A 15,542-nucleotide genomic window follows, 5' to 3' on the forward strand; every position below is an offset into this window, starting at 1 on the left:
ATTACAGGTTTACAAGAGCCGCTAATTGGTTTAAACCAATCCCGGAGACTTCTAGCTGTACTCCATTAGGATATTTCAGTCGATATTGAGCGTGGAAGGAATCCGTTTTACCTGGAGTGATCTCTAAAAATCCTTCCGGAGCTTCCGATTTGCTGTTCTTCCATTTTTTGATCCAGTAATAAAAATTACTCCGAATGATCCCATGCTTTTGACAAAAATCCTTTTTACTTAAACCACTAACTTCCCATTCCTGAATTAACTCAAACATATAGGCTTGCTTATCCATCTCTTTTTTGGAGGCAAGCTAGAATTTATCTTAAGTTTACACCAGATGTACTTGGCCAACCGGATACAACTGAACAGTTAACCTATTCTAGCCCAGTTCACCTCCCTCATCCATTAATAATTTGGCCTGAATACCAATCCCACTGCCTCTTAGGCACTTGCATTCTCTAGATTAAAAATATATATTAGACATATTGAAAAGATGTCCTAGATATACACACTTATTAGATAGGGGTGTTGTATCCAAAACAACTTGAATTTAAGGCACAAATGAAATTAAAAATTTTTAATGTCAAAAGCTCCAAATATTAATCTTGATACCCAGCAATTTTTTTTGGATTTTGACTCTCTTCCTGATCCTTATCTATGCTGGCCGAATCAAGAAGATTTCCCGATAAATCTACCCTATCCACCTCGAACAGTAGAAAGTGTGCTTTTAAATGATTTGTCAAAGTCTAGATCATTTATAATACTGACAGGATATACTTCGCTCTCCTACCTTATAGATCAATTTGGAAAGACTGATAACTTAACAGAGGGGAAAACCATTAAAGTAGTTTTAGGTTTTGACCCAAATTTTAGAGGAAGAAAACGGTATCATGTAAGACCTCTTGATAAGGAAATAAAAGAATACTGGTTATTGAAAGGGCTTTCAATCTTGCAAGGGGGAAGTGTAATTAGCTTAATCTCAAAAATTGATAAGGAAATAATCAAGTTCAAGTTTTTTAACAAGCTTCACGCCAAAATTTATGTAGGAGATTCAACAGCGATGATTGGCTCCGCTAATTTCAGTCAAAACGGTTTAACAAAGCAAACTGAGGCAAACCTTAGAGTTATGATTGATGAAGAGAAAAATAAATACGATGCGATTAAAACAATAGCTGAGAATTACTACATCAAGGCGAATAATTATAATGAATTGGTTGACTTGCTTCAAACTTTGATTGGACAGGTAGATTGGAGAGATGCTCTGGCCAGAGCAATATCTGAGATATTAGACGGAGGTTGGTTATCAGAATATAAAAACTTAATGGCCAAATTGGGTAATACTAAATTATGGCCCACTCAATGGCGAGGTCTTGCACAAGCGATGACAATTCTTCAGGAGAATTCCAATGTTTTAATAGCTGATCCAACAGGGGCGGGAAAAACCAAACTTTGCTCCACAATAATTTTAGCATTGGAAAGCTGGCTTTACGAAACCGGCAATAGAGAAAAAGCAAATTCTATAATTGTATGTCCGCCCCTTGTAATGGACAAATGGAGACAAGAATTTCAAGAACTTTCCACTATTTCAAACAATCAAATTTCAAATGGTACTTTGAGCAATGGAAGGCTCAAAAAACTTAAAATTGCAGAAAGTGAATTGAAGCTTGCGAACATTCTGGCTATTGATGAGGCCCACAATTATCTAAATATAAATTCTAAAAGAAGTATTGCAATAAGACGAAACAATGCAGATTTTAAAATTCTTATAACTGCCACACCAATTAATAAAAAACTTGATGACCTTTTGAAAATCGTAGAGCTTCTGGACCTTGATAATTTAGATGATGAGAGCTTTGAATCTTTTAAAAACCTCAAACTTCGCCCAGATCTTAAAAACCCTAGAGACACTGAAATATTAAAACAATTTGTAAGTAAGTTTACCGTAAGAAGAACTAAAAAGTCTATAAACGAACAGATAGCTAAGGAACCTGCCCTTTATGAAAATGCATTGGGTAATACTTGTAGATTTCCAACCCAGATAGCAAAAACATATCGAACGTTAGAAACGGAAAAGGATAAAGAAATTGTAGAACAAATAAATAATTTATGTCTTAGGATAAAAGGAATAACTTACCTCAAACAAACTAAAAAACCTAAATTCAAACTTAAAGAAGAAGAACGGCAGAGCTATATAGAAAGACGATTAACGGCCTCAAAGTTTTTATCAATTTATGTAATACGGCATAGATTAAGATCATCAAGAGTAGCTCTTTTGGAGCACATCATAGGAATGGAAGAATTGCAAAAATGGGAGCGATTCGATTGTATCAAAGTTGCCCAAAACAAGATAAAATTGGATGAGATTGATAAGTTAATTTCAAAAAACAGACTTCCATATATCCATAAAGATTTTAAAGAGTGCGAATGGCCAAAATGGATGGTTGATAAAAATGAATACAAAAAAGCATGCCAGGAAGAGCGGGAGTTATATAGTAGAATAGCTGCTTTAGTAAAAAAACTATCTCCCGCAAGGGAAAACGGCAAAGCAAAGGAATTAATAAGACAACTTAAAGATCACGAAAAAATATTAGCTTTTGATAATTGTGTTATTACCCTTCATTACTTAAAATATAAAATATTAGGAATTAAGCCCTCGGCCAAAATATTGCTAGCCACTGGGGATACCGGGAAGGAGAGCGATGAAGTGTTGGAAAAATTTAAACTAACCTCCAAAAATTCCCAAGAAATTATAGCTTTATGCTCAGATAAAATGTCAGAAGGAGTTGACCTCCAAAAAGCTTCTGCGGTTACCTTACTGGATCTTCCAAGTGTAATAAGAATTGTTGAACAACGATTTGGCAGAATTGACCGAATGGATACTCCTTTCAAAGAAATCGAAATGTACTGGCCAGATGACAGCACTGAATTTTCGTTAAAAGGAGATAAGCGTCTTTTTGAATTAACAGATCTGGTGCACGATACTATAGGTTCAAATTTTGAAGTACCGGACAACCTTAAATTTAAACATTTTTCTGAAACTGAGGATATAAAGCACATAATAAAAGAATATGAAGCTTATGAATTGGCTGATGATTCCTGGGAAGGCATTAACGATAGTTTCCAACCCATATTGGATTTAAAGCAAGGTGATAATCCTTTAATTTCAGAAGAAGAATACAATTCGTATAAAAATGTAAAAGCCTCTGTGAAAACAGGAGTGAGTTTTTTAAAAAGTGATAAAAAATGGTGTTTTATAGCAGTACGGGGAGATAAAGCAAAAAGCCCAAAATGGTATTTTATTGATGCCGAAAATAAGCAAACAGTGTTTACAGAATTTCAGGAAATATGTGGTCTACTTAGACAGCATATAGGAACTAAACAAGTTAAAGTTGAATGGAACGATGATTATTTAGAATACTACCTTAACATACTTAGGAAAAAGGAATTTGATTTACTAGCTCCTAAAAAAAGGCGGGCATTGGATGTGGCGAGACATATCCTATCCCACAAAATTACGCCACGAAATATTGATAAATATGAAAAAGGAATAATTAAACAGCTCCTAAAACTATTTAATGAGGAAAACAAATTTGTCAACCTTGATGAATTTGCCTCAACCTGGATAAAGATTTTACAACCTTATTTAGATGATAAGCGAAATAAAAGTCGAAATAGCAGGCACGTTTACAATTTGAATAATTTGAAAAGTACTGCTGAAGTAAAAAGAATTAACTTTGATAAAGAACAACTGCAAGAAATTTTTGAAAATGCACCTCAGTATGAGGAAATCGACCATAAGATAGCTTCATGTATTGTTGGTGTGCCCGTTAAGGGTAATGATATTTGTAAGGCTATTTAATGTTTAGGTATAATTAGTGGGATCACAATTCTGCTAAAATTTGAGTAAACCTCACAGACAGCTTAAGTAGTCATTTTCAAATCGGTTGAACTAAATTATAAGCAAATGGTAAACTGGGCCCGTCTTTTGGATATAGTAAATAATCCTGAAAAATATGAAAATGATCCTGAGGTTTTAATCCAACAGGTACTCGACTCTCTTTCTTCTGTATTGATTTTGGAAATTCTATCAAAATCTAAATTGGAAAAACAAGACAAATTAATTCCATATTTGGTAAAAGAAATAGAACGTAGAAGATTAAATTATCCTCCCTTCTAATTTTAAAATGTAATGTGCATTATGGATAACCACATTTCATTTTGAAAGATTATTTGTAGAATTGTGATGTAGAACATAAAAGAAGTTTTTCTTATTGATGATTCTGTCCCTTTTTTCCAAATTAATCTAAATGGCAATGTTCAATTGGTTTAAAAAAAGCAAACTTAAAAACGATTCGGTTAATATTGCTATTGCCGGAGTAAATCCCCATACTGATAACGAATTTTTATTTTATGATTTTGTCGCTACCGCATACCCACCACATTTAGAAAAATGGTGTGCCGCGGTGAAAAAGAATAACATAAAATTCAAATCTCAGTATAAGCAGGCCATACAGGAAAAAATAAAAACAGGAAAATTTAGAAATCCGCATTGTTTTCCTGAGTACTTTGATAACCAGTTTGACTACATCGCAATAGATTTCGAAACAGCAAATAAAAACAGAGTAAGTGCGTGCGCTATTGGATTAGTATTTATAAAAGATTATAAAATAGCACATAAAGTAAGCTTCAATATTAAACCACCCATCACAGAAAAATTTTCTCCATTCCATATAAACTTACACGGTATTTGCCAGGAAGATGTTGATCATTGGGAACATTTTGATGAACTATGGGAAAATGAATTATCAAAATACTTAAATGACAGCCTTATTGTCTTTCACAATGCGAGTATGGATTTGAGCATTTTGAAAAACCTATTTAAGCATTATAATATATCCGGTTTTGATATAAGCTATATTGACACTATGCATCTAGCAGAAAAAAGTGGACAACCTAAGAAACTTGAAGATCTCGCTGCTAAATTTGAAATTGAAATAGAGAACCTCCACGACCCGGTTTCAGATGCCAAAACCTGTGCATTTATCTTTAATGAGCTTATTGACATTTATCCAGGTTATGAAAAATTAATAAGAAAACTAAATCATGAAGAGGAAATTCAAAAGCAAAGGAAAAGCCAGGTTTCTACAGAGGTCAAAAATGACAACATTGATATAATCCAGGAATATTCAATTTCAAAGGTAGAAATCCAAAACATAGATATTTCGAATAAGGGATTTTTATTCTCCGGGGAATTAACTCAGGATAGAAATGATTGTAAAGAGTTCATTATAAGTAATGGAGGAGTAATTAAATCTGGTGTGACCAGTAAAGTTGATTTTGTAGTCATTGGAGCAGATTACGGCTGGGCAAAAATTCAAAAAGTTCATGAACTCAATTCAAAAAAGAATTGCAACATCAAAATTTTGTCAAACTCAGATTTTAATTTGCTTAAAGAAAAGTCCGCGAATTAAGAATGAGGATAGCCTTAAAGGAATATTGTCACAGTTTAAATAACCCTGCTGTCTAAACAATCAAAATAAACTTATAATTATGAACCTAAAAAAACTTTTCTTTCTGTTAACTATTCTAATAACTTTAAGTTGTGACGCAGAAAAATTCACTACAGCTAATGGAGAAGTACACGAGGTCTCTTCATTAATTGGGATGGATGTTTTTGACATTGCGTATGGCTACAGTGAGGTAAGTCCTGAGACATTAAATGGAACTAACAACCAAAAATGGGTTGTTTACTATAAAGATATTGATGTTACACTGGTAACTAACAAATCAACAAATATTGTCCAAAGTGCTTCAAAAGGTAAAAATCCAGAATAAATTATTTTGGGTAGAAAGAATTATGAGTAAAATTATATTTAATCTTGTTAATTATAGTTGACCAAAAATTCCATCATCTTGTAATCTAATTGGTCATTCCTTCAATAATTACAGCTTTTTCTACTCATTATGAGGGCAAAAATTTTGATACTATTTTTTCTTACCTGTAAATCTTAAGCTGTTGCTTTCTTATATAAAAAGCTCTACCTGTACCTAGTGATAATTCTTTACTTTCCAATCCTTCCTTATAATCGTTTTTCGTCATCCCCCACTCAAAATAACATTAAAGAAAAACTGTATTAGCCATTATTTAAACCAGATAAAAACCAATAAAAACCGATGATTAGCAATTAATAAAAAAAATAGTTTTTAATTTGTAGAAAATTCCTACAAATTAAAAACTACCTATATTAAAATATTCGCTTTTCAATGTCAGTATTGCTAACATATAGTTACTTGGAATTTATTGTTCTTAAAATAACTTAGCAGCAGTAATTTTTTCAAGTTTTTACCTTCAGCTCAAGGGGTGAAATGAAAATTTCTTAAGCACAAATTTTATTACAAATGTTTTATTCTCTTAGTTTATTATGTACCGTACCGAGCGATATACTGTATCCTGAAATAAAGGAAGCTTTAAAAAATTTAGAGTTCCAGAATAGATCCAATAGCCTTAACGGCCTATTAGTTTTTGCTGAGGGAAATATTTTCTTAGTGCTGGAAGGAGAAAAAAATACAGTGGAATTGGCATATAAGAAGCTCCAAAAAAATCCAATACTTTCTAAAATTATTACTGTTTTCAAAAATGCCATTGAAATTTCTACAATAGCTAAACCAATTTTTTTAATCTGCGACCTCACGTTCCATCCTTTAAATATCGATAAATCAATGAAGCATTTGGTTTCGAGGATGACACCTACTTCAAATGCAGTAAAAGAGATCCTCAAGGCATTTGCTCAAACGGCTAATAAACAAAACACAAGCACCTATTAAGAGCAAATGGAAAGGAGATTGAGGATTGATGAAGTTTTATTGCACTTTTAAATTTTTAAAAAAATTCAAATAAAAAATAAGGATAACATCCAGCTGCAATCTTCTGATTATTAATGTTTTGTTAAAAACAAACTTTAGCATGGTGATTATATTAATAGTTTATAGTTTTGGTAAAATTCAATTCCCTCGGAGTACAGATAATGAAAAAAATACCCCCTTATTTAATTCTACCATTTGTTTTGTTACTACCCTCCACAAGTCTTTTTATTACAATTTTATACCTCAACATTTAATATTCGGGCAAGGCCCTACCTTTGTTCTTATGGTGTGGATACTTATAAAAAGTGTTCACACCTTTTTTTGGCATCATTGGGAAAATTATTTCCTGAATTCACAGATAAATCTATCGTCTTTACGGAAAACCGTAATTAACAACCATTGATACATTGTATTTTAGAAGAATAATCTAAAATTTCAGCAAAAATGAAAAAACTTTATTTTCTCCCCCTGTTTATTTTTCTTTTTTATTCCTGTTCAAATCCTCTTCAAAAGGAATATAATGAAGAAACTTTGGCTGAAGATGCCAAAGAATTAAAAGAAAGCGGCAACCTCAATGAAAAAGAAGCAGAGCTTCTTGCTGGTTGGATTGTAAAATCAAAGCTTTCAGGTGAGGACCTGGAAGGTAAAACATACAAAGAAATACTGGATGAAGCCAGGGACTACAAAAAAGAACAGGAGGAACTGGCAGAAAGAACAAGGAGGGAAGAAGAGGAAAAAAGACAACTTTTAGGATCTGTCCTAACTGTAGCTATGTATAATAAAGGATATGATAAAAGAAGATATCAGGAATATCTTACCTATAGCCTTGCATTCGAAAACACTTCAGATAAAGATATACGGGCCTTTAAAGGTTCACTGGTAATAAATGACCTATTTGATACTGAAATTAAATCCATAAATCTCACTGTTGATGATCCCATTATTGCCGGTGAAACTTACCGTGGCACCTATACTACAGATTACAACCAATTTATGGATGAAGACAGCAGATTGAGAAGTAAAAAAATGGAAGATCTCAAGGTTGTATGGACGCCTGAGAAAATTATATTCACTGATGGTTCAACGCTGGAGTAATTAGAATGGAAAAGTTTCCCACAGCCAAAATAATAGAATTTAGAAGAAAAAAGTCTGATTCCTCAAAATTAACTCTCCTTAAAAACTTAAAAACACCGAAAATTAAGGAAAAAAATTCGGAAGGAGGAAACTATTGGACCACCTCAATTAGCGCAATTAGTAAATATTTCAAAACAGAAGAAAAGGAACTTATTCTTGATAAAATAAATGATCTACTTGGTAGGTATAATTTAGCTCAGGCGAAGACATCAAAAGGAATGTATTTAAAAAATATTGAAATACTCCACAACTTTGAAAATTTCGATTTTACTTCTTACAAACCTGAAAGCACTTTAAGTTATAAAGCGAAACCTAATGAAAAATCCATAGTTAAAATAAAAGGTGTTCCGCTCCAAATACGCCCGCAACATGTTTACAGCTATAAAGAAAATAATGAAGACAAAATTGGGGCTATTTGGTTTGTTTCAATTAAAGATGGTTTTAATCCAGGTGAAATAGGAATTTTCACAGAAGCTTTAAATGAATATTTATTTAGCAACTATTCCAAAAATTATATCATCGAGCCAGATTTTTGTATAGCCGTGGATGTTTCTAGTTTAAACAGTGTAAAATACAGCCAGATTACCAGCGGTGAAATTCCATCTTTATTACATTCCAGTCTGGAGTCAATCCAAAAACTTCTATAAAGGTTATTTTGAAGGGAGGATTTTTAAACATTTTAGGTCAAAGGACATTTAATTCTTTAAGAAAATATTTAGATTTACAATCACATACAATTTCCATTGTCCCTACACTCTGGAAGCTGAAATTCTAAACCATGAATCGCTTATATGGCAGAAGCAGACTTCCTTTTAATTACCCCAAATAACAAATGACGCAATCCAAACAACAACTGGAACAAAATTTTCAGGCACTCCGTGCAGTTCTAGTTTTAGACGTTATTCAATAAAAAATAAATGAGAAATTTCAAAACCTTTGTTTGTACAATTCTATTTTCCTTGTCCATCACCATTTTTTCTTATTCCCAGAGCGACTCACTTTCTCAAATCCTAAAGAATAGAGACACAATAAGCTTAACTGAAGCACAGGCATATAAAATGTTGTACGAAAATCAAATTAACTCAAATACCGCAATTTTATCTACAATATTTTATGCATTAGGGGGCTTAGGAGCTGCAGTTTTATTAGTTTTCGGTAGTACTTGGTGGTTCAATGAGAAAAAAGTGAAAGACCTTTTAAATAATCTGGAAGATAAAGCCACAGATATAAAAAATGAAAATCATACGGAAATTAAAGAAAACATTAATCAATTGTCCGCCGAAACCTTTAATGACTTTAACGAGTTTAAAAGAGCTTTAGAAAATGAAATAAAGGAAAAAATAAATGAGTTAAAGAAAGTTTCTACTAAATCGAAAAAAGAGTTAAAAGATGAGAACCAAGTAGCTATTACAAATTATCAAAATCTTCTAAAATCTTATAATGAAAATTTGCAATCTCAAATCGAAAATTATAAAAAACAATTTGAAGCAAATGTAAATTTAATAAACAAAGAATTAAAGGGTATTAACCAGGAAAACAAAAAGCAATTAAAATTTCATTCTAATCAATTTAAAAGGGATATTTTAAAACATAATGCTGAAATTGCCGCTTTAAAAGGAAATAGTAATATTGCATTAATGGCTTATCTTGATTATTCCATATTTCTTTTTGATTCAAACAATCATTTCACCTTTAAATATGTTTATAAAGATATAATTAATTGCTTAAACAAAGTAGAATTCATTTATACAGATGAATTAGAAGGTTTAAATACATTGACTAAAGTTGCAGAAGAAGAATATCCGAAAGAATCTAAACAGATAAAGGAACTGTATAAAGAATTAGAAGTTCGTAAATTATAAATTTCAAACCACGAATCTCTTATATGGCAGAAGCAGACTTCCTATTAATTACCTCAAATAAGAAATGACCCAATCCAAGCAACAACTGGAACAACAACTCTGGAATATCGCCAACACGCTCCGCGGAAAAATGGGGGCCGATGAATTTCGGGATTATATATTAGGATTTATATTTTATAAGTACCTGAGCAGGAAGATGGAACTTCACGCCAACAAGATCCTAAAACCTGATAATTTAACTTTCCACGAACTGGAAGGCCACCCGCAGGAAAAAGAATATCTCGAAGCGGTGAAAGATGATGCTCTGGAGCACCTGGGATATTTCCTGAAACCGTCTGAACTTTTTAGCGAACTCGCCCGTCGTGGGAACGGGAACGGAAAAAGCAAATTCATTCTCGGCGACCTTGCAAAGGTGCTTACCAACATTGAGCAAAGCACAATGGGTAGCGAAAGTGAGGAAGATTTCGGAAATCTTTTTGAAGACCTGGACCTTACAAGCAGCAAGCTTGGAAAGACTGAAGAAGCCAAAAACGAACTTATCGTAAAAGTACTCACTCACCTGGACCAGGTGGATTTTGACCTGGAGAATACAGAGAGTGACGTCTTGGGTGATGCTTATGAATACCTGATTGGTAAATTCGCTTCCGGTGCCGGAAAAAAGGCCGGGGAGTTTTATACGCCTCAACAGGTAAGTAAGATCCTGGCGAAGCTGGTAACGATTGAAAAGGAGCAGATCAAAAATGTATACGATCCCACCTGCGGCTCGGGTTCCCTCCTGCTCCGTGTTTCAAAGGAAGCAAATGTAGGAGCATTTTTTGGACAGGAGAGCAATCCTACCACTTATAACCTATGCAGGATGAATATGATCATGCACGATGTGCATTACAAACGATTTGATATCCACAACGAGGACACGCTGGAGAATCCTTCCCCGCAGCATCTGGAGGAAAAGTTTGAAGCCATAGTTGCCAATCCTCCTTTCTCTGCCAACTGGAGCGCGAGTCCGCTGTTTATGAGTGATGACCGCTTCTCCCCTTACGGAAAGCTCGCACCAAAGACTAAAGCTGACTTTGCCTTTGTGCAGCATATGGTACACCAGCTTTCCAATACAGGAACTATAGCTTGTGTGTTACCTCACGGGGTATTATTTCGCGGCGCGGCGGAAGGACATATTCGTAAATACCTGATAAAAGACAAAAATTACCTGGACGCGGTAATAGGTTTACCCTCCAATATTTTCTATGGAACTTCAATCCCTACGTGTATCCTGGTGCTGAAGAAAAACAGGGAGCACAGCAAAGACATTTTGTTCATTGACAGCAGCGAACACTATGAAAAGATAAAAACCCAGAATTACCTGCGGGAAGAGGATGTGGAGAAGATCATTGACACCTATAAGAACAGAACCACCATTGATAAATACAGCTTTGTTGCATCACTAGACGAAGTAAAGGAAAATGATTATAACCTGAACATCCCCCGCTATGTAGATACTTTTGAGGAAGAAGAGCCAGTGGATCTTGATGCTGTTTCTGCTGAATTAAAAGGGCTGAAAAATGATATTAAAACTACAGATGCTGAAATAGCCGATTTCTGTAACCAATTAGGAATTGAACAACCTTTTTAAGATGGAGACAGAAGTAGAAAGAAATAGGGAACAAAAAATAGCTCCACAATTAAGATTTAGGGAATTTGAAAGTAATTGGATTAAAATTCCACTGGGGAAAATTATAAAGTCCATTTCTTCTGGAAAAACCAAGCCGGAAGATAATGGTAAATATCCAGTTTTTGGTTCGACAGGAATAATAGGAAATTGTTCATATTTCACTCACGATGGCGAATTTATCTTAATTGCACGTGTAGGAGCTAATGCAGGTAAAATTCAAAGAGTTATAGGAAAATTCTCTGTAACAGATAATACTTTGGTGCTTATCCCTGAAGAAAATAAGCTCCTTCCAAAATTTGCTGAATTATTTCTTATGCATTTCAACTTAAATAAATTAATTTTCGGTTCTGGTCAACCTCTAATTACCGGCGGTTTAATTAAATCCATTAAAATTATTTTACCATCCCTCCCAGAGCAACAAAAAATCACATCCTTCTTTTCGGTCGTAAATATTAAGCTCCAACAGGTGACCCGTAAAAAAGAATTGCTGGAAACTTATAAAAAAGGTGTGATGCAGCAGTTGTTTTCGCAGGATATAAGGTTTAAGGATGAGGATGGGAAGGATTTTCCGGAGTGGAAATGGGTAAATGGTAATAAACTGTTTGATAATATTTCTGATAAAAATCACAATTCAGATTTGCCCATTTTAGCTATTACTCAAGATCAAGGTGCAATTCCAAGGGACTTGATCAATTATAAAATCACTGTAACTAAACAAAGTGTAGAAAGTTATAAAGTTGTTCAAAAAGGGGATTTCGTGATAAGCTTAAGGACCTTTCAAGGTGGAATTGAATATTCTGATTACCACGGAATTTGCAGTCCGGCATATATAGTCTTAAGAGCGAATTCTAAAAATGTAGATAAAACTTTTTATAAGTTGTACTTAAAAACCCCATTCTACATCAAACAACTACAGAAAAACCTGGAAGGGATTAGAGATGGTAAAATGATTAGCTATAAATATTTTTCAGAAATAAAATTACCTTTTCCTTCAATTGAAGAACAACAAAAAATAGCGAAATTTTTATCTGCCATTGATGAAAAAATAGAAGCAGTTTCGCAGCAAAATGAAAAATCGCAAAGCTTTAAAAAAGGGCTGTTGCAACAAATGTTTGTATGATTTTCTTAGAACTGAAAAATAAAATGAATACTAAGGAGCAAAAAAGTCGTGAAAATTACGACTTATGTTGTATATTTGCTGCAACAGTACACACCACGCTACCCATAAGAACAGCGTCCCAGGGTGTGTCTTTTGCTTTTAAGAGATTATATTTAAACCCCACAAGGTCTGGCCTTGCGGGGTTTTTTATTTTATAAATCTATGTTTGTTAAAAGAGCATTTACAATAAAGGAACAAATTGAGCAGCTTAAATCCCGGGGGTTAATTATTAACCCTGAGGATGGGGCTGAACATTTCCTTTCCCATATTAGCTACTACAGGCTTGGGGAATACTGGTATGTAATGCAGGATGATAAAGTTGCACATACCTTCAAACCAAATAGCAAGTTTGCAGATGTTATCGCTCTTTACAACTTTGACCGGGAATTACGAATCCTGTTATTCGATGTCATCGAAAAATTAGAAATAAGCCTTCGAACCAAAATGATATACCATCTTTCGCATGAGTTTGATGCCTGGTGGTTTCAAAATTTTGATTTGTTTCAGGATAGCAGGGCTTTAGTTAAGACTCTGGCAAACCTGGAAGAAGAAATAAACCGCACGAAAGATATCACTATTAAATCTCACCTCAAGAAACATAAAGACGATCTACGATTTCCTCCTGCCTGGAAATCTTTAGAGCAAACAAGTTTGGGTGCCTTGTCCAAATTATATGGTAATTTGAAGAACAATATAAAGTCCAAGGACATTATTGCGCAGGAATATGGAGCGGTAAATCATACCTACCTCCCAAGCTGGCTACAAAGTATTTCACAGATTAGAAATTATTGTGCTCATCATTCAAGATTATGGAACAAAAATTTACCCGGAGCTCCAAAACTTCTTTCCAAACCTCCTTTTGAATGGATTTCTGATGTACCGAAACAGCACGAATTTCTTTATTTGTATGTTCACCTCTGTTTGATGAAGTATATGCTCAATGTAGTACAACCTGAAAATCATTTTACTGAAAAGCTAAGTGCACTTTTTGAAAAATATCCCAATGTTGATCCTAACGCACTGGGGATGAAAACTGACTGGGAGAAAGAACCGCTTTGGGTAAATAGAAATTAAAAATGAAAGCAGAATTTTTAAATAACGAAATCTGGATTCTCACATTTGGTGGTGGTTTTCAACGAGCCAATGTTTACAAAGAAAAAAAGGTAACAACCGAAGTTAGAAAAGAATTCCGGCAGGCTTTGAGAGATCAAATAGAAAAACTTGTTGAAGAGCAATATCATAAAACTGTAACTGAGGAAAAGCATCTAGAAAACATTCATTCTTTAGTAATCTTTTCAAGAAATACAAAATTTGGAGTAGCTCCTATTGAAATTAATTTTGGAGTAGCTCAAAAACTTCTCAATCTCTATCTTAAATATTCCTGGTGCGTTGGAAAAATAAAGACAGTACCGGTACATTTTCCAGTAGATCGATTAATACAGGGAAAACTAAATGAAGAAGCTAAAGATTCAGGAATACCTAAAATTGAATTAAAAGCCTGGACTCAATTTGAAAATGAAGAAGACTATCAAAAAGTTATTGAATTCGCTGAAACCGTGAGGGCTAAAAATTATCCCGATAAGTCTTTAGCAGAAATGGAATTAGAAATATTTACACGAAGATAAATGGAAAATACTAGAAATTGTCTTAAGTTAATTAGCGAAGCTTCCCGTGTTCTTGAGCATCAAAAGGAAATCTCCACTTTAAAAGGAGAAAACTTCAACATCTTTTCCATCCTTAAAATGGAATCTAAAGAAAATGCAACTCATTCTGCTTTCTTAGGAGAATTATTGGATCCCGAAGGCTCCCATAATTTCGGCAGTACATTTCTAAAAATTTTCTTTGATGTTATTGATGTAAAACACATTGACCTGGAATCTACTAAGGTAAAATTAGAAAGATATGTGGGAGAGAGGAATGATAATGAAAAAATAGGCGGTAGAATCGATATATATATTTGGGATAAAAACAATTCCTCAATTTGTATCGAGAATAAAATTTATGCCCCTGATCAGAATGTACAAATTGAACGATATTGCAATCATAATAAAGATAAGAACCAAGTGTTTTATCTTACTCTTGAAGGAGAAGAGCCAGGAAAAGAGAGCCGGGGAGATTTGAAACCTGGAGAAAATTTTCATCTTTTGAGTTATGCCGATGATATAGTAGATTGGTTAACGGCATGTGCTAAAGAAGCCTGTAATCTTCCAATTATTCGAGAGAGTATCCAGCAGTATATCATACTCATCAAAAAATTAACTAACCAACTTACCGATAATAAAATGGCAGCGGAAATCCAAAAGCTTATTGCTGAAAATTACACCACGACTAAAACCCTTGCAGCAAACTTAAAAACAGTTGAATTAGAATATACTAAACTCTTTTTAAATGAAATAAAAGGTGAGCTCGAAAAAGAATTACAGGATGGATGGTCAGTAGAGGTCTATGATGATTTGGAAGAAGCCTGGACAGGCCTTTATATTAGTCATAAGGATTGGCCGGAAAATGTATATGTAAAACTTGAAGGACAGTCAAAGGTTCCCTGGAGTGATAGTATTTATGGAATTATTGGAAATGAAAAGGTTTGTAATCGTAAACAACTAAATGATGAACTGTCTAATGTAGAATTTCTACAGGAAGGCTTTAAGTCGAATAAGGTGTGGCCGTTTTATAAAACTGTCCTTCATTTCAGCAATGATGAGGCACGTGCTGTTTTATTTATTGAGAATAAAAGAAAAGAACTTGTTTTAGATCTCTCTGAAAAATTTCTGGAATTGGCAAAAGCCTGTGAAGAGCCTTTGAAAAAAGTGCATCTAACGAATAATGTAAATGGCACTCAAGTTTCTTTAAACTAAATAAAAAG

The 15,542-nt window shown here is 33.8% G+C and carries 14 protein-coding genes; 13 read left to right on the plus strand and 1 reads right to left on the minus strand.

The window, feature by feature from the left end; all coding sequences use genetic code 11:
* Window position 1: 1 nt before the first annotated feature.
* Window positions 2-286: an IS66 family insertion sequence element accessory protein TnpA gene (gene tnpA, locus FHG64_RS06355; RefSeq protein ID WP_139064652.1), complete on the minus strand. Its 285-nt coding sequence runs from the start codon at window positions 284-286 to the stop codon at window positions 2-4.
* A 288-nt stretch (window positions 287-574) separates the two neighbouring features.
* Here tnpA and FHG64_RS06360 point away from each other — a divergent pair, with 288 nt between their 5' ends.
* The 13 genes from FHG64_RS06360 (at window position 575) to FHG64_RS06420 (ending at window position 15,534) form a co-directional block, all read left to right on the plus strand.
* A complete protein-coding gene (locus FHG64_RS06360) occupies window positions 575-3,853 on the plus strand; it encodes an SNF2-related protein (protein WP_139065634.1) in 3,279 nt (1,092 codons plus the stop codon).
* Window positions 3,854-3,958: 105 nt separating this feature from the next.
* Window positions 3,959-4,171, plus strand: coding sequence for a hypothetical protein (locus FHG64_RS06365; protein WP_139065635.1), 213 nt, complete (start codon window positions 3,959-3,961; stop codon window positions 4,169-4,171).
* 130 nt (window positions 4,172-4,301) lie between these two features.
* Window positions 4,302-5,465 (plus strand): exonuclease domain-containing protein, encoded by a 1,164-nt coding sequence (locus FHG64_RS06370; protein WP_139065636.1) that lies wholly within the window; start codon window positions 4,302-4,304, stop codon window positions 5,463-5,465.
* Between the two features lie 79 nt (window positions 5,466-5,544).
* Window positions 5,545-5,829 (plus strand): hypothetical protein, encoded by a 285-nt coding sequence (locus FHG64_RS06375; RefSeq protein ID WP_139065637.1) that lies wholly within the window; start codon window positions 5,545-5,547, stop codon window positions 5,827-5,829.
* 564 nt (window positions 5,830-6,393) lie between these two features.
* Window positions 6,394-6,819: a BLUF domain-containing protein gene (locus tag FHG64_RS06380; protein ID WP_139065638.1), complete on the plus strand. Its 426-nt coding sequence runs from the start codon at window positions 6,394-6,396 to the stop codon at window positions 6,817-6,819.
* A gap of 483 nt (window positions 6,820-7,302) precedes the next feature.
* The gene (locus FHG64_RS06385; protein WP_139065639.1) at window positions 7,303-7,953 is read left to right on the plus strand and encodes a hypothetical protein; all 651 of its coding nucleotides are present in this window, start codon (window positions 7,303-7,305) and stop codon (window positions 7,951-7,953) included.
* A 5-nt stretch (window positions 7,954-7,958) separates the two neighbouring features.
* Window positions 7,959-8,639, plus strand: coding sequence for a hypothetical protein (locus tag FHG64_RS06390; RefSeq protein ID WP_139065640.1), 681 nt, complete (start codon window positions 7,959-7,961; stop codon window positions 8,637-8,639).
* Between the two features lie 270 nt (window positions 8,640-8,909).
* Window positions 8,910-9,854: a hypothetical protein gene (locus FHG64_RS06395; RefSeq protein ID WP_139065641.1), complete on the plus strand. Its 945-nt coding sequence runs from the start codon at window positions 8,910-8,912 to the stop codon at window positions 9,852-9,854.
* A 64-nt stretch (window positions 9,855-9,918) separates the two neighbouring features.
* Entirely contained in the window at window positions 9,919-11,481 is a 1,563-nt protein-coding gene (locus FHG64_RS06400; RefSeq protein ID WP_139065642.1) for a type I restriction-modification system subunit M, read from the plus strand.
* A 1-nt stretch (window position 11,482) separates the two neighbouring features.
* Window positions 11,483-12,640: a restriction endonuclease subunit S gene (locus FHG64_RS06405; RefSeq protein WP_139065643.1), complete on the plus strand. Its 1,158-nt coding sequence runs from the start codon at window positions 11,483-11,485 to the stop codon at window positions 12,638-12,640.
* A gap of 201 nt (window positions 12,641-12,841) precedes the next feature.
* A complete protein-coding gene (locus FHG64_RS06410; protein ID WP_139065644.1) occupies window positions 12,842-13,753 on the plus strand; it encodes an Abi family protein in 912 nt (303 codons plus the stop codon).
* Window positions 13,754-13,755: 2 nt separating this feature from the next.
* The gene (locus FHG64_RS06415; RefSeq protein ID WP_139065645.1) at window positions 13,756-14,304 is read left to right on the plus strand and encodes a hypothetical protein; all 549 of its coding nucleotides are present in this window, start codon (window positions 13,756-13,758) and stop codon (window positions 14,302-14,304) included.
* Complete coding sequence (locus FHG64_RS06420) at window positions 14,305-15,534, plus strand: PDDEXK-like family protein (RefSeq protein ID WP_139065646.1); 1,230 nt, start codon at window positions 14,305-14,307, stop codon at window positions 15,532-15,534.
* The last annotated feature ends 8 nt before the right edge of the window (window positions 15,535-15,542 follow it).

This window comes from Antarcticibacterium flavum, from assembly GCF_006159205.1.
Lineage (GTDB): Bacteria > Bacteroidota > Bacteroidia > Flavobacteriales > Flavobacteriaceae > Gillisia > Gillisia flava.